The organism is Delftia tsuruhatensis, assembly GCF_903815225.1.
GTDB lineage: Bacteria > Pseudomonadota > Gammaproteobacteria > Burkholderiales > Burkholderiaceae_C > Comamonas > Comamonas tsuruhatensis_A.
Genome location: NZ_LR813084.1, coordinates 2446710 through 2469279, shown reverse-complemented (window position 1 = coordinate 2469279; position 22570 = coordinate 2446710). Strand labels below are relative to the sequence as shown.

21 protein-coding genes are annotated in these 22570 nt (G+C 67.5%); 14 read left to right on the top strand and 7 right to left on the bottom strand.

The annotated features are described in order from the left end of the window. The first annotated feature begins 36 nt into the window (after positions 1–36). The 3 genes from L1Z78_RS11150 to L1Z78_RS11140 all read left to right on the top strand — a co-directional run bounded on the left by L1Z78_RS11150 (position 37) and on the right by L1Z78_RS11140 (position 2562). Positions 37–999, top strand: a complete 963-nt coding sequence (locus tag L1Z78_RS11150) for an FHA domain-containing protein (RefSeq protein ID WP_234641551.1) — start codon at positions 37–39, stop codon at positions 997–999. A 258-nt stretch (positions 1000–1257) separates the two neighbouring features. Then, complete coding sequence (locus tag L1Z78_RS11145; RefSeq protein WP_234641550.1) at positions 1258–1593, top strand: hypothetical protein; 336 nt, start codon at positions 1258–1260, stop codon at positions 1591–1593. A gap of 165 nt (positions 1594–1758) precedes the next feature. Next, positions 1759–2562, top strand: coding sequence for a PhzF family phenazine biosynthesis protein (locus L1Z78_RS11140; protein WP_234641549.1), 804 nt, complete (start codon positions 1759–1761; stop codon positions 2560–2562). A 194-nt stretch (positions 2563–2756) separates the two neighbouring features. Here L1Z78_RS11140 and L1Z78_RS11135 read toward each other — a convergent pair whose 3' ends face one another. Next, complete coding sequence (locus L1Z78_RS11135) at positions 2757–5177, bottom strand: InlB B-repeat-containing protein (RefSeq protein WP_234642146.1); 2421 nt, start codon at positions 5175–5177, stop codon at positions 2757–2759. A gap of 909 nt (positions 5178–6086) precedes the next feature. On the opposite strand from L1Z78_RS11135, the gene L1Z78_RS11130 reads away from it, so the two are divergent. Both L1Z78_RS11130 and L1Z78_RS11125 read left to right on the top strand, forming a co-directional pair. Beyond that, positions 6087–6266: a CsbD family protein gene (locus tag L1Z78_RS11130; protein WP_234641548.1), complete on the top strand. Its 180-nt coding sequence runs from the start codon at positions 6087–6089 to the stop codon at positions 6264–6266. A gap of 75 nt (positions 6267–6341) precedes the next feature. After that, a complete protein-coding gene (locus tag L1Z78_RS11125) occupies positions 6342–6749 on the top strand; it encodes a PRC-barrel domain-containing protein (RefSeq protein WP_234641547.1) in 408 nt (135 codons plus the stop codon). 265 nt (positions 6750–7014) lie between these two features. On the opposite strand, the gene L1Z78_RS11120 is transcribed toward L1Z78_RS11125, so the two are convergent. The 5 genes from L1Z78_RS11120 to L1Z78_RS11100 form a co-directional block, all read right to left on the bottom strand. After that, complete coding sequence (locus L1Z78_RS11120) at positions 7015–7815, bottom strand: amino acid ABC transporter permease (protein ID WP_234641546.1); 801 nt, start codon at positions 7813–7815, stop codon at positions 7015–7017. Continuing rightward, positions 7812–8474 carry an amino acid ABC transporter permease gene (locus L1Z78_RS11115; RefSeq protein WP_234641545.1) on the bottom strand — a complete coding sequence of 221 codons (663 nt, stop codon included), beginning with the start codon at positions 8472–8474 and terminating at the stop codon, positions 7812–7814. The genes L1Z78_RS11120 and L1Z78_RS11115 overlap by 4 nt, the downstream gene beginning before the upstream one ends. A 3-nt stretch (positions 8475–8477) precedes the next feature. After that, the gene (locus L1Z78_RS11110; protein WP_234641544.1) at positions 8478–9380 is read right to left on the bottom strand and encodes a glutamate ABC transporter substrate-binding protein; all 903 of its coding nucleotides are present in this window, start codon (positions 9378–9380) and stop codon (positions 8478–8480) included. Between the two features lie 304 nt (positions 9381–9684). Continuing rightward, entirely contained in the window at positions 9685–11046 is a 1362-nt protein-coding gene (gene chrA / locus L1Z78_RS11105) for a chromate efflux transporter (protein WP_234641543.1), read from the bottom strand. 227 nt (positions 11047–11273) lie between these two features. Next, a complete protein-coding gene (locus tag L1Z78_RS11100) occupies positions 11274–12263 on the bottom strand; it encodes an NAD(P)H-quinone oxidoreductase (RefSeq protein WP_234641542.1) in 990 nt (329 codons plus the stop codon). Between the two features lie 132 nt (positions 12264–12395). Between L1Z78_RS11100 and L1Z78_RS11095 the strand changes: the two genes are divergently transcribed. The 7 genes from L1Z78_RS11095 (at position 12396) to L1Z78_RS11065 (ending at position 19468) form a co-directional block, all read left to right on the top strand. Further along, on the top strand, positions 12396–13262 hold the full coding sequence (locus L1Z78_RS11095; protein ID WP_234641541.1) for a LysR family transcriptional regulator: 867 nt from the start codon (positions 12396–12398) through the stop codon (positions 13260–13262). Between the two features lie 191 nt (positions 13263–13453). Further along, entirely contained in the window at positions 13454–15010 is a 1557-nt protein-coding gene (locus L1Z78_RS11090) for a methyl-accepting chemotaxis protein (protein WP_234641540.1), read from the top strand. 57 nt (positions 15011–15067) lie between these two features. Continuing rightward, positions 15068–15373 carry an NIPSNAP family protein gene (locus tag L1Z78_RS11085; protein ID WP_234641539.1) on the top strand — a complete coding sequence of 102 codons (306 nt, stop codon included), beginning with the start codon at positions 15068–15070 and terminating at the stop codon, positions 15371–15373. Positions 15374–15486: 113 nt separating this feature from the next. Then, positions 15487–16482 carry an ABC transporter substrate-binding protein gene (locus L1Z78_RS11080; RefSeq protein ID WP_234641538.1) on the top strand — a complete coding sequence of 332 codons (996 nt, stop codon included), beginning with the start codon at positions 15487–15489 and terminating at the stop codon, positions 16480–16482. A 10-nt stretch (positions 16483–16492) separates the two neighbouring features. After that, entirely contained in the window at positions 16493–17344 is an 852-nt protein-coding gene (locus L1Z78_RS11075) for an ABC transporter permease (RefSeq protein ID WP_234641537.1), read from the top strand. Then, on the top strand, positions 17341–18066 hold the full coding sequence (locus L1Z78_RS11070; RefSeq protein ID WP_234641536.1) for an ABC transporter ATP-binding protein: 726 nt from the start codon (positions 17341–17343) through the stop codon (positions 18064–18066). Before L1Z78_RS11075 ends, L1Z78_RS11070 begins: the two co-directional genes overlap by 4 nt. A 40-nt stretch (positions 18067–18106) precedes the next feature. Beyond that, positions 18107–19468, top strand: a complete 1362-nt coding sequence (locus tag L1Z78_RS11065) for an LLM class flavin-dependent oxidoreductase (protein ID WP_234641535.1) — start codon at positions 18107–18109, stop codon at positions 19466–19468. 10 nt (positions 19469–19478) lie between these two features. Here L1Z78_RS11065 and L1Z78_RS11060 read toward each other — a convergent pair whose 3' ends face one another. Then, positions 19479–20225, bottom strand: coding sequence for an alpha/beta fold hydrolase (locus L1Z78_RS11060; protein WP_234641534.1), 747 nt, complete (start codon positions 20223–20225; stop codon positions 19479–19481). A gap of 150 nt (positions 20226–20375) precedes the next feature. Between L1Z78_RS11060 and corA the strand changes: the two genes are divergently transcribed. Both corA and ppk2 read left to right on the top strand, forming a co-directional pair. Then, entirely contained in the window at positions 20376–21350 is a 975-nt protein-coding gene (gene corA, locus L1Z78_RS11055) for a magnesium/cobalt transporter CorA (RefSeq protein ID WP_234641533.1), read from the top strand. Positions 21351–21655: 305 nt separating this feature from the next. Beyond that, positions 21656–22570: a polyphosphate kinase 2 gene (gene ppk2, locus L1Z78_RS11050; RefSeq protein WP_234641532.1), complete on the top strand. Its 915-nt coding sequence runs from the start codon at positions 21656–21658 to the stop codon at positions 22568–22570.

Genomic DNA, 22570 nt, shown 5'->3' with positions numbered 1-22570 from the left:
GCCGTGCACAGGACAGTCCAAGGAGAATGCGAGGCGATGGCCCTCTTACACAACCAACTCGATGGCCGCAGGGTCGTGCTGCGGCCCATGCACACCTTCGGACGCCATCCATCGCTGTGCCAGACCGTGATGAAGGCTCCGGACGTCTCCCAGGTCCACGCCCTGATCCGCTGGAACCGGCAGGCCTGGGAAATCGTGGACCAGAGCCGCAACGGCACCATGCTCAACGGCGTGCGGCTGGCCGCCGGCAACTGGACCGCGCTGTCCGTGGGCGCCAGGCTCAGCATGGGCGAGGGCGATGCATCGGCCTGGACCGTGCAGGACCTGAGCCCGCCGCTCACCTGCCTGTGCCCGAGCCAGGGACCCGGGCCGGTGCCCGATCCGCGCCAGATCCTGCCCCTGAACCCGCGTGGCAACCTGCTGCCCAACGCCCAGGAGCCCGAGGTGAACCTGCTCCTGCAGGACAGCCGCTGGGTGCTGGAATCCGTGGACGGCATGGAAACCCTGCGCGACGGTGCCATGGTCGTCACATCGGCGGGGAACTGGGAGTTCGTACTGTGCGACGACCTCGAGTCGACCCGCGAAATCGCCCTTGCACCGGCCGCAGCGCCGCTGCCGGATGTGTCGTTCTGTTTCGAAGTCAGCCAGAACGAGGAACACGCCCGCCTGAGCCTGCGGATCAATGGAACGCCCGTCCCGCTGGGTGAGCGCATACACCACTACACCCTGGTCACGCTGGCCCGTCTGCGCCAGCAGGACGCCCTCAAGGGCATTGCCGCGCAAAGCCAGGGCTGGGTCGAGCTGGAGGAACTCTCGCGCATGCTGGGCGTGGAGCCTTCCTACGTGAACATCCAGATCTTCCGCGCCAAGCACCAGATCCTGGGCGCCCTGCCCCATTGCCCTGCAGCCCCGGCCCTGGTGGAGCGCCGGCGCGGCAGCCTGCGCTTTGGCGACTATCCCTTTGAAATCCGGGGCGGGGCGCGGGCCAGTGCAATGTAATCGTATGTAATTCCCCCCAGCCAGCATGCCTGCCTAAAGTGCCAGCCAGTTCAAGCCGAACCCGGCACGGACTGTCTCATCAATCACTGACTGGCAGAGCTGACATGGCAAAGAAAAACTCCATCAACGCCAGAAACCGGGCGAACCACACCACCGCTTCATGCGGTCATCTTTTCATCAACTCGTCGACCGATGCCACGGTCGTCACAGAATTTGCGGAGTTCACAGGTGCCTCTGGAAACTGCAAATGAGTATGAAATGCGGCGTGTACTGCTGATTCCCGCTGGCGCCAGTCCTGTCGACCCGGGCCTGGCCTGCCTTCTCATGAATGAATATGTCTGGGAAAGCGGCTATCCGCTGATCGTCGGCAAGACCCGCCAGGGCCTGCTGCAGGAATTCTGGAGGCACTACTACGGAGCCAGCGCGGAAATGTTCGTGCCACCCGACCAGTTGCTGGAACTGCACAACGACATCATGGCCGCCATTCCCCTGTGCGCCGGCGCGTTGCCGGTGCTGCGCTTTCTCAGCGACCTCGGGCGGATGTGCCTGCAGGCCCATGGCGAAGGCGCGGGCCTGCAGGTGACCGCCGACTAGATCCGCTCCCGCAACAGGCATCGCGGCGCATGCGGCAGCGGCATGCGCCTTCTTCACTTGCAGCTGCCTAGAATCACAGGCCGGCCATCCGGTGCGCAAGCGCGGATGCCCGGTCTTTCCGTCATGGTTCACGCAAGAACCCCACCCACCCGGCCATTTTTTGCAATGCAACTTCCCATTCACGTCATCGACGCATTCACCTCGCAAAGATTCAAGGGCAACCAGGCCGCCGTCGTTCCGCTGGATGCATGGCTTGCCGACTCCACGTTGCAGGCCATCGCGGCAGAGAACAACCTCTCCGAAACCTCGTTCCTGGTCTGGAGCGCCGAACGCGAAGCCTATGAAATCCGCTGGTTCTCCCCGCTGACGGAAATTGCGTTCTGCGGCCATGCGACGCTGGCCAGTGCCCACGTCCTTTTCGAAGCCGACCCCACTGTGCGTGGCGTCGCCTTCTGGGCCGCAGCCGTGGGCAAGGTCAGCGCAAGGCTTGAAGACAGCGGGCGCATCGTCATGACCTTCCCACGCCGCGATGCCAGCCCCCTGGAGGAAGTCCCCACCGCGTTGCGCGAAGGACTCACCCCCGTCCCCTCCGCCTATCTGGTGAACCAGCAGGCCTACCTGGCCGTGTATGACACCGAAGCCAGCGTGCTCGCGGTCAAGCCCGATCTGGAAAAGCTCAAGACGCTGGGCCCGCTGGACGTGGTGGTGACGGCACCGGCCGATGCCGGCGCGGCGCATGACTTCTGCAGCCGCTACTTCTGGCCCGCCAACGGAGGCGAGGAAGACCCCGTCACCGGCTCCATCCATGCGGCGCTCGCTCCCTACTGGGCCGGCAGGCTGGGCAAGAATGTGCTGGTCGCCCACCAGGCCTCGCGGCGCACCGGCACGCTGTTCTGCGAAGTGACCGATGCCAGCGTCCAGGTCGCGGGCCACTGCGCCCGTTACCTGACCGGGACCATCACCATCTAGCAACCGCAGCGCGCCGCCGGTCCGGTCATCGCGCGCTTCGCCAACCCGCAGGGCAATGGTCCCAGCCACGTCGGCGTCGATACCGTTGCTTTCCCGGGCTTGCGCGCACTGGCGCAGACCGCGCACGGACTGCCAGCCGCCGACCTGAAGGCCGGCAACTGGCACCCGGCGGAGGACAAACCACTCGGCCACCATCAACTGCCCCTGCGAACCTTGAAAGACGCCTGGACAAGCACCAGTCCGGCACATCCCGCCAGCAGGGCGCAGAGCATGGCCCAGGCCCACCCGGCCAGACCGGGTACGGCAGTGGCCCCCAGATCGACCGGCATGGCCAGCACGGGGTCCGTGATGCGGCCATCGACCACCAGATCGTCATCACCCAGTTCGCCATCCGTCACGTCGTAGGTCGCGGTATTGCCCACGATGGACAGGTTCGCGGGCGGATAGAACACGCTGCGCCCGGACGACCCGGGAGTGGGCCCGTACTTCATCACGGTCAACCCCTTCAGGCTGGGGAATGTCACGGCCACGGTCACGGTTTCACCCGGGGGGCATTGCTCCATCGTCCATCGGTATCCCCCATGCGGAGAACGCTCCCGTGATACGCCACCCACCTGCACGGCGGCGGAACCGGCAGGCTCGAAAGAACAACGGGGACTGGCACGAACGATGCGAGCGTGCACCAGGCCGGAACCCGTCGTAGTCCCCACCGCAGCCGTCTGGCGCAAGGCGAACTCCGCGTGCACCGTGCAATCGGCCGTGATCGCGCCCGTGGCATAGGTCACCCCGCCCAGCGTCCCGGCGCATCCTGTGACACCCACCAGCTGCGCGCCCTCGGACGGCGTGACCGTGAAGCTGGTGCTGGCCCCGGAATTCACCGACTGCGCCGTGGCCGGGCTGATGCTGCCATGCGGCCCCGCCGACGGCGTGACCGTGTGGACGATGGGAGCGAAGCTGGCCGCCACCGCACAGTCCCCCCCGATGGCGCCCGTGGTGTAGGTGCTGCCGCTGAGCGTGCCACCGCAGCCCGTCACGCCGGCGATCTTGTACCCCGCCTCGGGCGTGACCGTGAAACTGGTGCTGGCCCCGGAGTTCACCGGCTGCGCCGTGGCCGGGCTGATGCTGCCATGCGGCCCCGCCGACGGCGTGACCGTGTGGACGATGGGAGCGAAGCTGGCCGCCACCGCACAGTCCCCGCCGATGGCGCCCGTGGTGTAGGTGCTGCCGTTGAGCGTGCCCCCGCAGCCCGTCACGCCGGCGATCTTGTACCCCGCCTCGGGCGTGACCGTGAAGCTGGTACTGGCCCCGGAGTTCACCGGCTGCGCCGTGGCCGGCGCGATGCTGCCATGCGGCCCCGCCGACGGCGTGACCATGTGGACGATGGGAGCGAAGCTGGCCGCCACCGCACAGTCCCCGCCGATGGCGCCCGTGGTGTAGGTGCTGCCGTTGAGCGTGCCACCGCAGCCCGTCACGCCGGCGATCTTGTACCCCGCCTCGGGCGTGACCGTGAAACTGGTACTGGCCCCGGAGTTCACCGGCTGCGCCGTGGCCGGCGCGATGCTGCCATGCGGCCCCGCCGACGGCGTGACCATGTGGACGATGGGAGCGAAGCTGGCCGCCACCGCACAGTCCCCGCCGATGGCGCCCGTGGTGTAGGTGCTGCCGTTGAGCGTGCCACCGCAGCCCGTCACGCCGGCGATCTTGTACCCCGCCTCGGGCGTGACCGTGAAACTGGTGCTGGCCCCGGAATTCACCGGCTGCGCCGTGGCCGGCGCGATGCTGCCATGCGGCCCCGCCGACGGCGTGACCGTGTGGACGATGGGAGCGAAGCTGGCCGCCACCGCACAGTCCCCGCCGATGGCGCCCGTGGTGTAGGTGCTGCCGTTGAGCGTGCCACCGCAGCCCGTCACGCCGGCGATCTTGTACCCCGCCTCGGGCGTGACCGTGAAACTGGTGCTGGCCCCGGAATTCACCGGCTGCGCCGTGGCCGGCGCGATGCTGCCATGCGGCCCCGCCGACGGCGTGACCGTGTGGACGATGGGAGCGAAGCTGGCCGCCACCGCACAGTCCCCGCCGATGGCGCCCGTGGTATAGGTGCTGCCGCTGAGCGTGCCACCGCAGCCCGTCACGCCGGCGATCTGATGCCCCGCAGCAGGCATCACCACAAAGCTCGTGGCGGAGCCCGCCGCCACGGACTGTGGAGTATCAGGAGCCATGCTGCCGCCCGCCCCGGCAACCGGGGTCACGATGTAGCTCAAGGCCTGTACATTCACCGGCTTGTACGCCACGGCGGTGCTCTCGACGACATTACCGACATCATTCTGTCCGGCCAGCCAGATTCGCAGCATGCGCGTGCCCGTACTGGCGGTGTTCGCAGGCACCTGCAGCGTGACCGAACGCAGGGCATTCACCCACTGCGTGATGCTTACGCCCGACAAAGAATTCGGGTCCGGTTCCAGCGTCAAGACGCCACTGGCCGGGTCATAACTGGACACGATGTCCCGGGTCCATGGCAGGGACAGCACATCGCCGGGCTGGCGATTGCCGGAAATGGCAATGCTCGCGGAGGCGCCCCAGTTGACGGCGGCGTCGTTGAGTACCAGCTCCGGGAGCACATTGACGGCAGCTCCACCGGCAACAACGGTTGCCCCATCCGCGTTCACACCCCAATGGGGATACCGCACCGTGATGGCACCACCGCCGCCATCGGCCCCGGGCGATCCACCATTGCTGCCAACACCGTATGCCAGGGGCCCATAGGCGGAAAGGGATCCTCCGCCCCCACCACCAGCACCGACAAACCCCTTGTCCTGGAAAGTATCCCTCTGCGAAGCAGCACCGCCCGAACCACCGCCCCCAGCGCCGCCGCCGCCGCCGCCGCCTCCATTGCAGCCCTGCCCACCTTGGCCGTATCCCACCACACTGCCCCCTGCCGGACCTCGCGAATAAGGCGGCATGCTGCCGCCATCGCCGCCCCGTCCGCCGCCGAAGCCCTGGTTGAAATAGACGACCTCTCCGTTGCCATTCGGACAGCCGCCACGGAAGTCAACCCTTCCGGCACGCGGCACCTACTGGATTCAAGGTAAGTCTTGCCGCTGACACAGTCTGGCACCTGGGCCTGGCAAGCCCCTGCCAGAAGCAGGAATGACAAGGGGAGGACGTAGCGTTTCATGGTGTGAAGAACGATGGCCGCAGGAATGCGCCGCGCACCGACAGCCTCAGGCCCTGGAGCAGACAGCCCGCAGCAGGAAGGCGTGGACTGCCGGGCGCGGACAGCACGGTCCCGAAAAAAGGAATTGCCCAGGATCCTAGGCGGCTGCCACAGCACGCCCTTGACTCAGCGTCGGGGATTCCTTGCCCCGGCGTTGCGGGGGCAGAGCCAGGCACTCCTCCGACACAAGGCTTCCTGCGGGAGTACACCGCGACACTGCAAAGGCTGGCAGCCGCTGGAACACATGCCTCCTAAGCTGGCCACAGGTCTTGCGAGACCGTCCATTCCAGTTCAATTCCCAAAGGATGCATGTATGAACAAGGATCAAGTGAAAGGCGCCCTCAAGGATGCCGCCGGAAAGGTTCAGCAAACGGCCGGCGAACTGCTCAACAGCCCCGAGCAACAGGCCAAGGGCATTGCCAAGCAGGTCGAAGGCACGGCCCAGAAGAAAGTGGGCGATGTGAAGGAAGCCATCAAGGAAGCCAGGAAGTAGCGCCACGCCGACCTGCGCCGCACTTCCCGCCGCGCCCGACGGGTGCTCACGAGAACATTTCTTCCAGGAGTTGATATGACAGGTTTCCAAACGCTGAAGATGGGTCTGATCGGTGCCGCCCTGCTGGCTGGTACTTCATCCGCAAGCTGGGCCCAGCCCGTGGCCGGCACCACCACCTTGGGCGTGGCAGCCACGGAAGTCCAGGCCGTGGCCACGGGCTGGAGCCTGAAGAAGTCGGTGCTCGGCAAGAGCGTGTACAACGAGGAAGGCAAGGCCGTGGGCAAGATCGACGACGTGATCGTCGCTCCCGACAAGGCCGTCTCGTACGCCATCGTCGGCGCGGGCGGTTTTCTGGGCGTCGGCAAGCACGACGTTGCCATTCCGGTGAACCAGTTCCGGGTGGAAAACAACAAGATCACCTTGCCCGGCGCCACCAAGGACGCCCTGAAGGCGCTGCCGAAGTTCGAGTACGCGAAGAAGTAGGCACGCCAGTTTCCGGCCCCGCAGGCCCTGCCTCGCCGGGCGTTTGCGCACCTGGCGAGCGCGCGCGGAGCGCCTGATGCGTTCTCCGAACGGTCACCCCCGTCCGGATGAAGGCAGACCGATGGCCCTGCCGGACCGCATCGCGACCGCCGGGCAGAGACCGTGGGTGGGCCGCCTGAAGCAGGCGCGCAGAAGGTTGCGAGGGCCAGGCGGTATCGGACCCGCGCAGGCATGCAACCACGCCTTCGCTGGTGCCCCCTGTCGTTCAACGACGCGGCCTGCCCAGCCGCTTGCTCGCCCTCGATATGCCGTAGTTCACCAGGCAATACAGCGCGGCGACCACCAGGTACACGGGCACCAGGGCCTGGTAGTTGGCGATGAGCACCTTGGCGTTCTGCATGAGTTCACCGTAGGTGACCACATAGCCGAAAGTGGTGTCCTTGACCACGATGACCAGTTGCGCCACCAGGGCTGGCACGATGAAACGCAGGGCCTGGGGGAAGACCACGAGCAGGAACACCTGGGCTTCGGTCAGCCCCAGGCTGCGCGCGGCATCGGTCTGACCCCGGGGCACGGCCAGCACGCCTGCGCGGTAGACCTCGGCCACCACGGCGGCCGTGCTCAGGCCGACCGGCAGGGTCAGCATCCAATAGGTGCCGAGCTTGATGCCGGCCGCTGGCAGCACCAGGAAGCACACATAGATCAGCAACAGCGTCGGCGTGCCGCGCAGGAACTCGATGAGCGCGATGCTGGGCCAGCGCACCAGCCGCAGACGCGACAGGCGTCCCACCATCAGCGCCAGCCCCAGGGCCAGCGCAATGGCGGCGGCCATGGCCGACGATGCCAGCGTGCCCAGCAGGCCCCGGCCCAGGAAGGCCCAGGTCGTGGGCCAGGTGAAGAACTCCCAGAACCTGGCATCGAGCTGCCCCTGGGAATGAAAGCGCGACGCCACCGCCGCCGCCAGCACCAGCAGCAGGGCCGCCGCAACCACGCTCACCGTCCGGGTGACGGTGCGGGCGCGGGGGCTGGGGGCGCCGAACAGAATGTCTTCCAGGTGGCGGCTCATCGCAGTATCCGCAGCTTCTTTTCCAGGGCGGCGCCGGCCCAGGCGATCAGCAGGCCGGTGGCCACATACAGCGTGGCCGCCACCCCGAAGGCGGCCATGCCGGCAGCGGAATCGTTGGCCATCTTGGACACCAGCGCCGTCAGCTCCCGGCCCGCCATGGGCACCTGTGAGGCCAGCGAGGTGGACAGCATCAGCGCGATCAGCAGCGAGGTCACGGGCTGCACCACGGTGCGCAGCGCCTGCGGCAGAACCACCGAGCAAATGACCTGCATGGGCCGCATGCCCAGGCTCAGCGCTGCCTCGACCTGCCCGCCGGCCACGGTGTTGATGCCCGCGCGCAGATAGTCCGCCGTGAAGGCGGAGCACACCAGCGTCAGCGTGAGGATCACGCTGGGCTCGTAGTCGATAACCACCTCCAGCTCGGGCAGGGCGAACACGATGAAGATCAGCAGCGCCACGCTGGGGATGTTGCGGAAGATCTCCACATAGCCCGTCAGCACGAAGCGCAGCGGCGGCACGGGCAGCAGCCGCAGCACCGTCACCACGATGCCCAGCACAAAGCCGGGCACGAAGGACAGGGCCGTCAGCTTCCACGTCAGCAACAAGGCCTGCCAGAAGGCAGGCCCATGCTCGGCCAGGAGCCTGGAAACCTCACCCATCGATCAGGGACGGGCGGGCGGCGTGGGAACTGCGGTGCTACCCGTGCGCTGGCCGATGGACACCGTCCACAGCCTGGCCCAGGTGCCATCGGCCTCCACCTTCTTCAGGAAGGCATTGACGAAGGCCACGCCATCCGAGCCTTTGGGCAGGCCGATGCCGTAGGGGTCCTGCTCGCCAAAGGGCGCGCCCGCCAGCCGCGCATTGCTGGCGCCCAGGCTCAGGGCGTTGAGCAGCAGCGTGTAATCGGTCACATAGGCGTCCACGCGGCCCTGGCGCAGGGCGTCCAGCGCCTCCTGGTGCGTCTGGAACTCCTGCACCACGGCCTTGGGCGCGTGCTGCGCCAGGATGGCGGGCCCCGTGGAGCCGGCCTGCGTGGCCACTTTCTTGCCAGCCAGATCGGTGTACGACTGGATCGCCTTGTTGTTCGCCTTCACCAGCACCCCGGCCTGCGAGGTGTAGTACGGCCCGGCGAACGAGATCTTCTCGGCCCGCGCGGGAGTGATGGAGTAGGTGGCGAACACCAGGTCCACCTGGCCGTTGATCAGCACCTGCTCGCGCGTGGACGAGTTCACCTGCGTGAACTGGTACTTGGCCGCATCGCCCAGGATGTAGCGCGTGAGCAGTTGGGCCAGGCCCGCGTCGAAGCCGCGCAGCTTGCCATCCTTCTCGTTGAGCAGCGAAAAGAGATTCGAGGTCTGCGTGCCGCCCAGGCGCAGCGTGCCGGCCTGCTTGATCTTGCTGGCCCAGGTGCTCGACGCGATGGTCGCCGCGTCGGCCACGGGGCCCTGGGCCACCAGCGCGTCGAACGCGGCGGCATCGATGGGCGTGCCCTGGGCATGCAGCGCACCGCCGGTCACGATCGCCAGTGCCGCCACGGTGGATTTCAGAATGGATGGGATCGACATGGGGTCTTCTTCAATGGTCTGTGACGAAAGCCAATATACAGCGCGGCGCCGCGCGCCGAGCCCTGCGCCCGCCGGACCGCGGAAAGCGGCGGCACGCCTCGGAAAGAGGCGCAAAGCGCCAGGAAGCCATGGCGCTGATTATGGCGACTGGCAGGCTTTCTGATGCGATGGCAAGGCAATTGCGCCAACGTCCCGCAAAGACGCCGGGATTCAGGACACCGGCTGAAACACTGGATGAATGCCCTGCTCGACCGGCTGAAATCACCTCCCCAACGGACATCTGGCCAAGGCGGCGCGAGCGCAATCAGGTCCAGAGCCTGAGGGCCAGCCCTGTCAGCCCCGCTGTCAGGATGACATGGATCACGTTGACCTTGAAGCGCATCAATGCGATCGCAGCTGCGATGCCGATGGCGACCGAAGGCCAGTCGATGCCCGCTGCCAACCCTTTCGGCCAGATGACGTGATAGGCGAAGAAGACAGCCAGGTTCACGATGACACCCACCACGGCGCAGGTGATCCCGGCCAGCGGTGCGGTGAATTTCAGGTTGTCGTGGGTGGACTCGATGAAAGGTCCCCCGATCAGGATGAACAGGAAAGACGGCAGGAAAGTGAAGAAGGTCACTACCGTCGCTGCCACGGTCCCGGCGAGGAGCAACGAGTCCGTTCCGAAGAGGGCCTGGGTCCAGCCCCCGACGAAGGCGACAAAGGACACGACCATGATCATCGGTCCAGGCGTGGTCTCCCCCAAGGCCAGGCCATCCATCATCTGCGCTGCCGTCAGCCACTGGAAGTGGTCCACAGCTCCCTGGTAGACATAGGGCAGCACGGCATAGGCCCCGCCAAACGTCATCAGGGCCGCCTTGGTGAAGAACCAACCCATCCGGGTCAGCGTGGAGTGCGGCCCGAACACGGCGGCCAAGCTGCCGATGGCAACGATCCACAAGGCCATGCAGACCGCAAGAACCCGCCAGAAACGGCGCCAGGAGAACCGGGCATGGAGCGGTGTCGGTGTGTTGTCATCGATGAGTGCCGGCCTCGCGTCCCGATGCGGTGTCCCCTTGCCGTGGCTGGCGCCACCGCCAAACGCAGCAGGACGCATCTTTCCGCCCACGAAGCCAACGGCTGCCGCGGCCAAGACGATGAGCGGAAAGGGGGCCTGCAGCGCGAAGATGGCGACGAAGGCCGCAACAGCGATGCTCCAATGCCAGCCGTTTTTCAGGGACCGGGAGCCCACCCGGAAAGCAGCCTGCACCACCAGTGCGGTGACGGCCGGCTTGATGCCATGGAAGAAGCCTGCCACCACAGGAGCATCGCCATGGGCCATGTAAAGCCATGACAAGGCGATGATGATGGCAAGCGAGGGCAGGACAAACAGCGCGCCTGCCACGACGCCGCCCCATGTCCGGTGAAGCAGCCAGCCCAGGTAGGTGGCAAGCTGCTGGGCTTCAGGCCCAGGCAGCAGCATGCAGTAGTTCAGGGCATGCAGGAAACGCTTTTCGGAAATCCATCGGCGGCGCTCCACGAGCTCCTCGTGCATGAGCGCGATCTGCCCGGCTGGACCGCCAAAACTGATGAAGCCAAGCTTCAGCCAGAAAGGAAGCGCTTCGGAGAGCGAAAGGGAGGTGGGAGGGCCCGAATCGGCCGATTTGGGCAAAGCGGTGTCCATAGAAACTCCATAGAGGATTGCCAGCGCTTGGACGAGACACCGTCTACCCTTGCGGAACGGGAGGCTGCTTTCCCGATGCGGGCATTCTAGCTCGCCACCGATGGCCGGCGTGATTCAAGGCCGGACGATGTCCGCTTCGGGTCGAATACGTGTCGTGGGCCGCAAACGCCCCAGGGCTGCCGGCGATCCGAGGGGACGGCCCTGTCCCCGGCGGGCCCCGGGCGCTCTCATGCCTGCCCGGGCAGCAACAGCAGCTTGCCCACGCTCTTGCCGGACTCCATGCGCCGATGGGCCTGGGCGGCCTGGGCCAGCGGGTAGGTGCTGTCGATCACGGGGCGGATCATGCCGCTGGCCAGTGCGGGCAGCCAGCGCTGGGCGAAGCGCCGGACCATGGCTTGCTTGACCTCGGGCGAGCGCGACTTCATGACGGTGCCGAAGATGCGCAGGTGCTTGTACAGCAGCTGGTCCATGGGAACGGACTGCGCCTGCGCGCCGCCCAGCAGCCCCACGCAGACCATGCGCCCGCCCATGCCCAGCGCGCGCAGGTTGCGCTCCAGGTAGGGAGCGCCGATGAAGTCGATGACCACGTCCACGCCCTTGCCCGCGGTCCTGTCGGCCACCACGGCCTGGAAGTCTTCGCTGCGGTAGTCGATGAACTCGTCCGCGCCAAGGCCCCGCACGGCCTGGCGCTTGTCGCCGCTGGCCGTGGCGAACACGCGCGCGCCCGCCGCATGCGCCAATTGCACCGCCGCCGAGCCCACGCCGCTGCCGGCCGCATGCACCAGCACCGATTCGCCCGGCTGCAGGCCGGCCAGGTGGAACAGGGCCTCGTGCGCGGTCACGAAGACCTCGGCCACGGCGCCGGCATCGACCAGGGACAGGCCTTCGGGCACGTGCATGGCCATGCGGTGGTCCATGCGCGAGAACTCGGCATAGGCGCCGCCGCCCACGATGCCCATGACGCGGTCGCCCACGGCGAAGCCCTGCACCTGCGCGCCCACCTCCACCACGGTGCCGGCGACCTCCAGTCCCATCAGGTCCGATTCGCCGAAGTGCGCGCGGCCATAGGCTCCCTTGCGGTGCGAGACATCGGCCCGGTTGACGCCGATGGAGACGTTGCGCACCAGCAGGTCATGGGGTCGGACGTCGGGCCGGGCCACCTCGCGGGCCACCAGGACTTCGGGCCCTCCAAAGTCGTCGAAAACGATGGCTTGCATGGTCGGTGTGTTTGTCATGGCTGGAAGGAAAGGGAAATCAGATCAGAGCGCAAAGCTTACGCCGGCAAATGCCTGCTCGAACGCAGCAATCCTGCTCTATAGTGCTGCATTTATGCATCACACAAGACGGCCATGGACTGGGACGACACCCGCATCTTTCTCGCGCTGACGCGCGCCCCCTCGCTGCGCGCGGCCGCACGCAGCCTGGGCGTGGACCAGGCCACGGTGGGGCGGCGCCTGAACGCCCTGGAGGCCGAGCTGGGCAGCAAGCTCTTCCTGCGCGCCAGGGACGGCTACCTGCTCACTGCCGCCGGCGAGGCGGCGCTGGGCGCCGCGCGGCGCATGGAGAGCGCGGCCCTGGACCTGCGCACCCGCATCGAAGGCCTGGACGACAGCCCGGCCGGCCTGGTGCGCGTGACCAGCACCGACTCCATCGCCACCGAATTCCTGCTGCCCGCCATCGCGCGCCTGCAGCAGCGCTGGCCGCAGATCCGCGTGGACCTGGAGATCTCCACGCAGATGCTCAACCTGGGCCGCCGGCAGGCGGACATCGCCTTCCGCAACATCCGCCCCGAAGCACCCGAGCTGGTGGTGCGCCGCGTGGTCGCCTGGCCTGTGGGCCTGTTCGCCAGCGCGGCCTATCTGGCGCGCTTCGGCGAGCCCGTGGCCGAGGACGAGCTGCGCGGCCACCAGCTCGTGGTCTACGGCCCCCATCTGCAACAGCGGCCATTCCCCACCCTGGTCGACGTGCCCGCGCGCCAGGGCACGATCGCCATGGCGGCCAACTCCAGCATGCTGGTGCGCAAGGCGGTGGCCGCCGGCATCGGCCTGGGGGAAATGCCCGTGGGCCTGGGCGAGCGTGAAGGCCTGGTGCGCATCTGGCCCCGGCGCACGCGCGCGGCCGACTACGAGGTCTGGCAGGTCATGCACCCCGATTTGCAGCGCACGGCCCGCGTGCAGGCCACGGCCGAGTTTCTGGCAGGGGCGCTGCAGGGTTGAGGCCCATGGCGCTTCGGGTGCCGTGCAGATTTCGCGTTCCGCGGCCTTTCAGATACCGGCCGAACTGCCGATAGACCGGGTACCAAGCCCTCCAACCGGCGCCTGTTCGACCTGCGCCGCAAGGGCACCGCAACCGGGAGACCGGCTTCCGTGGTCCGTCCGTCGTTTCCGCCTTTTCACGCACCCTGCCCATGCCTGCCCTGTCCCTTCGCCAGAAACTGCTGGCCCCGCTGGTTTTCTGCCTGCTCGCGCTGCTTGCGCTCACCCTTTTCAACGCCTACCAGGCCCGCGACAAGGCCTATGAGGCCCGGCAGCAGGCGCTGCGCGATTTCGTGGACTCGGCCGACAGCCTGATCGCGGCCATCGCCGCGGAAGCCAAGGCCGGCAAGCGGTCAGAAGAAGACGCCAAGGCCACCGCGATCGCACGCGTGGGGCAGTTGCGCTACGGCGGCGGCGCGGGCTACATCACCAGCATCACCACGGATTCCGTGGTGCTCAACAACCCCGCGAGCCCGGGCATCAACGGCAAGAACATGGGCGGCTTCCAGGACGCCAAGGGCGCCTATCTGTACCGCGACATCGCCGCCACGGGCCGGTCGTCCCAGGGCAGCGGCTACCTCACCTACTGGTGGCCCCGGCCCGGCGCCAAGGAGCCCAGCGAGAAACTGGCCTATGTCAAGCGCTCCACCTCCTGGAGCTGGGACCTGATCGCGGGCGACTATGTGGATGACATCCAGCAGGCCTTCGTCGCCACCATCATCAAGTCGGTCGCTGCGCTGACCGTGCTCGGCGCGCTGCTGTCGGTGATCGCCTGGCTGGCCACGCGCAGCGTGCTGCGGGCCATCGGCGGCGAGCCCTCCGTGGCGGCCGAGATCGCCAACCGCATCGCGGCCGGGGACCTGTCGCATTCCGGGCTCGATGGCACGGCGCACGCGCCCGAAGGCAGCGTGATCGCCGCCGTGCAGCGCATGAGCGCCCAGTTGCGCCAGCTGGTGATGCGCATCCATGACACGGCGGGCATCATCCACCGCTCGGCCGGTGAGATCGCCACGGGCAGCATGGACCTGTCGCAGCGCACGGAGCAGCAGGCCAGCTCGCTGGAGGAAACTGCGGCCTCCATGGAGCAGCTGACGGCCACCGTGCACCAGAACGCCGAAAACGCCAGCCAGGCCAGCCAGATCGCCTCGGGTGCCAGCGCGGTGGCCGAGCGCGGCGGCGCCGTGGTGGACCAGGTGGTGACCACGATGGGCGAGATCAACACCTCCTCGCGCCGGGTGGTGGACATCATCGGCGTGATCGACGGCATCGCCTTCCAGACCAACATCCTCGCGCTCAACGCGGCGGTGGAGGCCGCGCGTGCGGGCGATCACGGGCGCGGCTTCGCGGTCGTGGCCGGCGAGGTGCGCACGCTGGCGCAGCGCAGCGCCTCGGCGGCGCGCGAGATCAAGACGCTGATCCAGGCCTCCGTGGAACGCGTGGACGCGGGCGCCACGCTGGTGGACCAGGCAGGGCAGACCATGCGCGAGGTGGTCACCACGGTGCGCAACATCACGGGCATCGTCACCGAGATCGCCGCCGCCAGCCGCGAGCAAAGCAGCGGCATCGAGCAGGTGGGCCTTGCCGTGACCGACATGGACCGCGTGACCCAGCAGAACGCCGCCCTGGTCGAGCAGTCCTCGGCCGCCACGCAGGTGCTGCAGCAGGAGTCGGAGAAACTGTCGCGCCTGACGGCCTCGTTCAAGCTGTAGGATCGCTGGGCCGCGGCACCCGCTGCCGCGGCTTCCCCCACGCCTTTGCATCCAGACATGATCACCTGCTACCTGCGCTACATCATCGACCCGTTCAAGACCAAGGAATTCGAGCACTACGGCCGGACCTGGATTCCGCTGGTCGAGAAATTCGGCGGCAAGCACCACGGCTACTTCCTGCCCTCCGAAGGCGCCAACAACGTGGCGCTGGCCATGTTCAGCTTTCCCAGCATGGCGCTGTACGAGGAGTACCGCATCAAGTCCATGCAGGACCCCGAATGCCAGGCTGCCTTCCGCTACGCGGAGGACACGCGCTGCATCCTCAGCTACGAGCGCAGCTTCATGCGCCCGGTCTTCGCCTGAAGCCGCCCGGCGCCGCGCCCCCATGTGCGCGGCGCGCGTTTGCAAATACGCAATCGGCATTTCCGCATCTGAAGTACGCTGACTAGCATCCATCCCATTGCAATTCCTTGAGGATGGAGCGCGTGAACAAGCGTCGTTTCCTGCTGGCCGCATCGTCCCTGCTGGCCACTGCCGCCCTGGCTTCCACGACCGCCGCACGCGCCGCGGCGCCCTCCCGAAACACCCGGCTGGTCGTGGCCGACCAGAGCGAGCTGCTGCGCCACCTGCTGGAGGCCAGCGGCGAGCGCAAGCGGCTGGACTTCGCGCTGGAGCTGCCCAACTTCGCGGGCGGCCCCGCCATCTTCGAGGCCATCCGCGCCGGCGCGCTGGACATCGCCTATGTGGGCGACACGCCGCCCATACAGGCGCGTGCGGCCGGTGTGCAGCTGCCCATCATCGCCACCTTCACGCGCGAGCGCGCCCAGTATCGGCTGGTGCAGCGCGCAGATGCCGGCATCGAGCGCCTGGCCGAGCTGCGTGGCAAGCGCGTGAGCTACGTGGAGGGCTCGGGCCGCCAGGTCTTCCTGATCGAGGCGCTGGCACGCGCGGGCCTGACGCTGGCCGACGTGAAGCTGGTGAACCTGCGCGTGGCCGAGCTCAATGACGCGCTGCGCGCCAAGGCCGTGGACGTGGCCGTGCTGATGGAGCCCCATGTCACCCGCCTGGGCAGGCAGATCGGTGCCCGTCCCGTGCCCGATCCGCAGGAGCGCACGCTGCTGCCCGCCACCTCCTACCTCTATGCCCGACCCGAGGTGCTGGCCGACGCGGGCAAGTCCCGGGCCATCGTCGAATTCCTGGGCGCCTTCGTGCGCGCCGGCAAGTGGAGCAATGCCCATGCCCAGGAATGGGGCCGCCACTACTACACGCAGTTCCAGCGCATCGATGCCGAGAGCACGGCCGCCATCCTGGCCTCGCAGTCGGACCTGCTGTTCCAGACCGCCGCCGAGGCCCGGCCCCACCACCAGAAGCTGATCGACATCCTGCACGCGGCCGGCACCCTGCCCCAGCGCCTGGATGCCACGGGCTCTTTCGTGCCCACCTATGACAGCGTCATCGTGGCCAACCGCTGAGGGACCGTCCATGCCACCTGCACGACTGGAGCTTGCCGCCCCCGGCCCGGCCCTCCGCCAGCCACCACCCGGCAGCACAAAGCCCGCCCCGCCACTGGTGCCCGAGCGCCTGTCGCAAGGCATGCTGCTGATCGGTCCGGCCCTGCTGCTGGTGCTGTGGGAGACGGCCTCGCGCATCGGCTGGCTGTCGCCCGAGACGCTGACCGCCCCCTCGCAGGCCATGGCCGCCGGCTACGCCATGCTGGTCGACGGCAGCCTGCTGCCGCACCTGCTGGCATCGGCCGGACGCGCCTACAGCGGCCTGTTCCTGGGCGTGCTGGCCGGCGTGCTGCTGGCGCTGGCCTCGGGCCTGACGCGCACGGGCGAGGCCCTGCTGGACGGCCTGGTACAGGTCAAGCGCGCCGTACCCACCCTGGCGCTGATTCCGCTGGCCATCATCTGGCTGGGCATCGGCGAGCCCATGAAGATCTTCCTGATCTTCACGGCCGTGCTGGTGCCCGTCTACATCAACACCCATGCGGCGCTGCGCGGCATCGACATCGGCCATGTGGAACTGGCCCAGACCCTGGGCCTGTCGCGCGCCGAGTTCATCCGCAAGGTGGCCCTGCCGGGCGCCCTGCCCGGCTTCTTCACGGGCCTGCGCATCGCCGTCTCGCTGTGCTGGACGGCCCTGGTGGTGCTGGAGCTGATCAACACGCAGACCGGCATCGGCTACCTGATGAACCGCGCCCGCGACTGGGGCCAGACCGACGTGATCGTGGTCGGCATCCTGATCTACGCGCTGCTGGGCCTGCTGTCCGACGCCGTGGTGCGCCGCATCGAGGCGCGCGTGCTCTCCTACCGCAGGTCGCTGGGATCATGAGCCACCACCTCAGCACCGCCAGCGTGCGGCTGCAGCGCTTCACGCGCAGCTTCGGTGGCAGGGCCGTGCTCGACGGCCTGGACCTGGACATCCCCCCAGGCCAGTTCGTGGCCCTGCTGGGCGAATCCGGCTCGGGCAAGACCACCTTGCTGCGCGCGCTCGCCGGGCTGGACGGCCATGCGCAATCCAGCGGCGCGGCCAGCGCCCAGGGCAATGTTTCCGTGCTGTTCCAGGACGCGCGACTGCTGCCCTGGCTGTCGGTGCTGGACAACCTCACCCTGGGCCTGGACGCCCGCGCCAGCCGGCCCGCCGCCGAGCAGATCCTGCGTGAGGTGGGCCTGCACGACAAGGCCGACGCCTGGCCGGCCACGCTGTCGGGCGGCCAGAAGCAACGCGCCGCGCTGGCGCGCTCGCTGCTGCGCGCCCCGCATGTGCTGCTGGCCGACGAACCCTTCGGCGCCCTGGACGCACTCACCCGCATGCGCATGCATGGCCTGCTGCTGCGCCTGGTCGAGCGCATCCGCCCCACGGTCATCCTCGTCACCCATGACGTGGACGAATCCCTGCTGCTGGCCGACCGCATCCTGGTGCTCAGGCACGGGAAGATCGCCGAAGACCATGCCGTGGACCTGCCCCATCCCCGGCGCCCCGACCACCCCGTCTTCATGCGCCTGCGCACCACCTTGCTGCACAGCCTGGGCGTGGAAACCGAACCCGCATGACTCCCATGGCGACGACGCCGCACCACAAAGGATTGCCTCCATGCCCCGGCAACTGCACCTGAACCTGTTCCTCATGACGCGCGGCCACCACGAAGGCGCCTGGCGCCATCCGGGCGCCAACCGCAAGGCGCTCACCGACCTGGAGCTGTACGTCGATGCCGCGCGCATCGCCGAGGCCGCCAGGTTCGACGCCGTCTTCCTGGCCGACAGCCTGGTCGGCCCCGAGAACGGCCAGCAGATCACCTCGGGCCTGCTGGACCCGCTGGTGCTGCTCACCGCACTGGCGCTGCGCACCGAGCGCATCGGCCTGATAGGCACGGCCTCCACCACCTACAGCCATGCCTACACGCTGGCGCGCCAGTTCGCCTCGCTGGACCACCTGTCCAAGGGCCGCGCGGGCTGGAACATCGTGACCTCCTGGGCGCCCAACGCCGGCCTGAACTATGGTCTGGCCGACAACGTGGACCACGGCGACCGCTACCGCATCGCGGAGGAATTCGTGTCGGCCGTCGATGCGCTGTGGCGCAGCTTCCCGGCCAGCGCCCTGCTGGACGACACGGCGGCGGGCCGGTTCCTCGACGCCGCCCAGATCAAGCCCATCCACTTCGAAGGCCGGTACATCCGCACGCGCGGACCGCTCAACGTGCCCGGCAGCCCGCAGGGCCGGCCTGTCTTCGTCCAGGCCGGCCAGTCCGAATCGGGCCGCGCCTTTGCCGCCAAATGGGCCGAAGCCATCTTCACGGCCCATGGCTCGCGCGAGTCGGCCCAGGCCTTCTACGCCGACATCAAGGCCCAGGCCCGGCACCTGGGCCGCCAGCCGCAGGACATCGTCATCCTGCCCGGCATCAGCGCCGCCATCGGCTCCACCGAATACGAGGCGCGCCAGGTCTGGGAGGAGCTGGACAGCCTGACCAGCATCGAGGTCGGCCTGGCCCGCCTGTCCGCCCGCTTCGGCGGCCACGACTTCTCGGCCGTGCCGCTGGACCGCAAGCTCACGCGCGACGACTTCCCCGATCCCGACAAGGTCCAGGCCTCGCGCAGCCGCGCCGTGGGCTATGTGGAGACCAGCCTGCGCGACGGCCTCACACTGCGCGGCCTGCTCCAGCGCCTGGCCGGCGCGCGCGGCCACCTGGCCGTGGCCGGCACGCCCGAGCAGGTGGCCGACATCATCGAAGACTGGTTCAGGAGTGGCGCGGCCGACGGCTTCAATGTCATGCCGCCCCTACTCAACCAGCAGTTCGAGCTGTTCACCAGCGAAGTCGTGCCCCTGCTGCGCAAGCGCGGCCTGTTCCGCAGCGAATACGACAGCCATACGCTGCGCGGGCATTTCGGGCTGGGGGAATTGGCCGGGGTGCCGGATGGGCAAGCAGATCAGCGGCGGGAGCAGGTGCTGGCTGTCTGAGTGCGATCGCCTACGGTGGCGCATCCGTTGTGCCACAGCATTCATGAAACGCCACGATGGCCTTCATGCAAGCCTGTGGCCGCACCTGAAAAATGAAATGCGGTGCGGCAATGCTTTCAACACGCGCATTGCCAGAAATGGACGCCACCAGGCCAGCCGCATTGGCAGGCATCAGCCGGTCATGGCAGGCCTGCAGATAAAGCAGTGGCTGTCGCACGCGCACGCCCTGCGCCAGCAGATCAACCTCCAGAGCCTGCCTGACGCGGCCTGCCAGAACCTCTGGTGCGACCATCTGCAGGGCCTGCTTCAACAAGACACGCCCGGACGCTGTTGCATGCCCATTGCTCAGCACTCCATCGAGCAGCCACATGGGCGCGCGTGCCGCCGGGACCCAGGCGAGCAGCCCTGACAGGCTTGAGAGAAGCGCCTTCAAGGGCAGATCCAGGCGGGCAAACGAGGCTCCGAGGATGACGCCCCGGACCCGCGTCGGGTGCTCCGCTGCCAGGCGCAACGCCAGCGGCCCCGAGAACGATTCACCGATCAGAAAAAGCGGCCCAGCGGGCAGACGGGCCAGCGCATGATCCAGCAGTTCGTCATAGGAAAGCACCTCATCCGGCGGATAGGTGATGACCTGCACCCGAAAGAACCCGGACAGCACCTGCACAAACTCCGCCAGCAACAAGCCCGTGCCATCCAGGCCGGGCAGGACTGCCAGCCAGGGCAGGTTCTGACCCCCTCCACAACTCGCTTCCGTCATCGGACGCTACTCCCTCAAAGGCCCCACCATAGCTGAAGCAAGCCTTTGGCTGGCATCGGGATGCGTGGCCAAGCCCAGCCTTGCACCAGACTTTCAGCTCTCCCCCGTTGTGGCAGGATCACCAGCACCAGAATTACCGAGGGACCTCCCATGCTGATCAACTGCGTAGCCTACGAAAACGGGGCCAAGCTGGCCGATATCGCCATAGCGGACATCAGCAACTACATCGAGCGGCCCGGCTGCTTCGTCTGGGTGGCGCTGGCCGATGCCACGCCTGCCGAACTGGAGGAGATGCGCGAGGAATTCGGCCTGCACGCGCTGGCCGTGGAAGATGCGCTGCACGGCCACCAGCGGCCCAAGATCGAGGAATACGGCACCACGCTGTTCGCCGTGATGCACCTGCTGGAGCCCGAGCCCGAGCGACCCGGCCACTTCAACCACGGCGAGGTCGATGTGTTCGTGGGTCCCAACTTCGTGCTGTCGGTGCGCAACCGCAGCAAGCGCGGCTTCCTGGGCGTGCGCGAGCGCTGCGAGAACGAGCCCGAACTGCTGCGCCACGGCTCGGGCTTCGTGCTGTATGCGCTGATGGATGCCGTGGTGGACCGCTACTTCCCCATCATCGATGCGCTGGAGGTGGAGCTGGAGCAGATCGAGCAGCAGATCTTCACCAAGGGCGCGGCGCGCGACAACATCAAGCAGCTGTATGAACTCAAGGGCCGGGCCATGGACCTCAAGCACGCCGTGGCGCCCCTGCTGGAAGCCGTGGGCAAGCTCAACGGCGGGCGCGTGCCCCAGATTTGCGTGGGCTCCAGGGACTACTTCCGCGACGTGATGGACCACCTGGGCCGCATCAACGCCCAGATCGACACCATGCGCGACACCGTGGGCACGGCCATCCAGGTGAACCTGTCCATGGTCTCCATCGAGGAAAACGAAGTCACCAAGCGCCTGGCGGCCTGGGCCAGTATCTTCGCCATCTGCACGGCCTTCTTCGGCGTGTGGGGGATGAACTTCGAAGTCATGCCCGAACTGAAGTGGCAATACGGCTACCCGGCCGCGCTGCTGCTCGTGCTGGGCGTGTGCGGGGTGCTTTACTACAAGTTTCGCAAGGCGGGGTGGTTGTAGGCCAAGTCGGCATGGCTTTGCTGCTTCACCTGATTTGAGCCATTCATGGCGCTTCGATGCGCACGGTTTTGCAGTGTCAAGGCAGTGGAACACTTGGCATGGGAGATTGCACGCCATGCCAACGGCGTGCTGTCTGCCTCCACGTCGGGACGAAACGCTGGTTGACGGTAGTGGCTGCTGGCCTGGTGCGCAGATACCAGGCGGCACCAGGGTTTCACCGGGGCCGACTGTCACAACCCGGTCACATGACCCCGCCACCATCCCAGGCGCCAACCCCTGGACGCCCGGACCCTATCCCACGCCCCATGTACGACGAACTCCTGCCCGACCACCACGACGCGCTGATGCAGCGCATCGAGCGCGACCTGCTCGACAGCTATGACGAAGAACTGGAGATGGAGATAGACGACGCGCGGCTCGACGGTGGCGCCGTGGATGGCGCCGATTCCATGGGCCGGCAGGTCTACTTCCGCGAGCTGCTGCGCCTGCAAGGCGAGCTGGTCAAGCTCCAGGACTGGGTGCAGCACCACAGGAAGAAGGTGGTCATCCTGTTCGAGGGCCGTGATGCGGCCGGCAAGGGAGGCGTGATCAAGCGCATCACGCAGCGCCTGAACCCGCGCGTGTGCCGCGTGGCCGCCCTGCCCGCGCCCAACGACCGCGAGCGCACGCAGTGGTATTTCCAGCGCTATGTGTCCCACCTGCCTGCGGGCGGCGAGATCGTGCTGTTCGACCGCAGTTGGTACAACCGCGCGGGCGTGGAGCGCGTGATGGGCTTTTGCTCGGACGAGGAGTACGAGGAGTTCTTCCGCTCCGTGCCCGAGTTCGAGAAGATGCTGGTGCGTTCGGGCATCACGCTGGTGAAGTACTGGTTTTCCATCACCGACGACGAGCAGCACCTGCGTTTCCTGGGCCGCGTGCACGACCCGCTCAAGCAGTGGAAGCTCAGCCCCATGGACTTCGAGAGCCGCCGCCGCTGGGAGGCCTACACCAAGGCCAAGGAGGCCATGCTGGAGCGCACCCACATCGCCGAGGCGCCCTGGTGGCTGGTGCAGGCCGTGGACAAGAAGAAGGCCCGGCTCAACTGCATCTCCCACCTGCTGACCCAGCTGCCCTATGAAGAGATAGAGCACCCGGCCGTCGTGCTGCCCGAGCGCACGCGCAACCCGGAGTACACGCGCAACCCGGTCCCCCAGCACATGTACGTGCCGGACAGGTATTGA

What these genes read in the sequence shown, in the direction of transcription:
- L1Z78_RS11130 (WP_234641548.1), top strand. Translation starts at nt 6,087, where the DNA reads ATGAACAAGGATCAAGTGAAAGGCGCCCTCAAGGATGCCGCCGGAAAG.
- L1Z78_RS11120 (WP_234641546.1), bottom strand. Translation starts at nt 7,815, where the DNA reads ATGAGCCGCCACCTGGAAGACATTCTGTTCGGCGCCCCCAGCCCCCGC.
- ppk2 (WP_234641532.1), top strand. Translation starts at nt 21,656, where the DNA reads ATGTACGACGAACTCCTGCCCGACCACCACGACGCGCTGATGCAGCGC.
- chrA (WP_234641543.1), bottom strand. Translation starts at nt 11,046, where the DNA reads ATGGACACCGCTTTGCCCAAATCGGCCGATTCGGGCCCTCCCACCTCC.
- L1Z78_RS11090 (WP_234641540.1), top strand. Translation starts at nt 13,454, where the DNA reads ATGCCTGCCCTGTCCCTTCGCCAGAAACTGCTGGCCCCGCTGGTTTTC.
- L1Z78_RS11110 (WP_234641544.1), bottom strand. Translation starts at nt 9,380, where the DNA reads ATGTCGATCCCATCCATTCTGAAATCCACCGTGGCGGCACTGGCGATC.
- L1Z78_RS11145 (WP_234641550.1), top strand. Translation starts at nt 1,258, where the DNA reads ATGCGGCGTGTACTGCTGATTCCCGCTGGCGCCAGTCCTGTCGACCCG.
- corA (WP_234641533.1), top strand. Translation starts at nt 20,376, where the DNA reads ATGCTGATCAACTGCGTAGCCTACGAAAACGGGGCCAAGCTGGCCGAT.
- L1Z78_RS11080 (WP_234641538.1), top strand. Translation starts at nt 15,487, where the DNA reads ATGGAGCGCGTGAACAAGCGTCGTTTCCTGCTGGCCGCATCGTCCCTG.
- L1Z78_RS11140 (WP_234641549.1), top strand. Translation starts at nt 1,759, where the DNA reads ATGCAACTTCCCATTCACGTCATCGACGCATTCACCTCGCAAAGATTC.
- L1Z78_RS11075 (WP_234641537.1), top strand. Translation starts at nt 16,493, where the DNA reads ATGCCACCTGCACGACTGGAGCTTGCCGCCCCCGGCCCGGCCCTCCGC.
- L1Z78_RS11060 (WP_234641534.1), bottom strand. Translation starts at nt 20,225, where the DNA reads ATGACGGAAGCGAGTTGTGGAGGGGGTCAGAACCTGCCCTGGCTGGCA.
- L1Z78_RS11100 (WP_234641542.1), bottom strand. Translation starts at nt 12,263, where the DNA reads ATGCAAGCCATCGTTTTCGACGACTTTGGAGGGCCCGAAGTCCTGGTG.
- L1Z78_RS11085 (WP_234641539.1), top strand. Translation starts at nt 15,068, where the DNA reads ATGATCACCTGCTACCTGCGCTACATCATCGACCCGTTCAAGACCAAG.
- L1Z78_RS11125 (WP_234641547.1), top strand. Translation starts at nt 6,342, where the DNA reads ATGACAGGTTTCCAAACGCTGAAGATGGGTCTGATCGGTGCCGCCCTG.
- L1Z78_RS11065 (WP_234641535.1), top strand. Translation starts at nt 18,107, where the DNA reads ATGCCCCGGCAACTGCACCTGAACCTGTTCCTCATGACGCGCGGCCAC.
- L1Z78_RS11070 (WP_234641536.1), top strand. Translation starts at nt 17,341, where the DNA reads ATGAGCCACCACCTCAGCACCGCCAGCGTGCGGCTGCAGCGCTTCACG.
- L1Z78_RS11150 (WP_234641551.1), top strand. Translation starts at nt 37, where the DNA reads ATGGCCCTCTTACACAACCAACTCGATGGCCGCAGGGTCGTGCTGCGG.
- L1Z78_RS11095 (WP_234641541.1), top strand. Translation starts at nt 12,396, where the DNA reads ATGGACTGGGACGACACCCGCATCTTTCTCGCGCTGACGCGCGCCCCC.
- L1Z78_RS11115 (WP_234641545.1), bottom strand. Translation starts at nt 8,474, where the DNA reads ATGGGTGAGGTTTCCAGGCTCCTGGCCGAGCATGGGCCTGCCTTCTGG.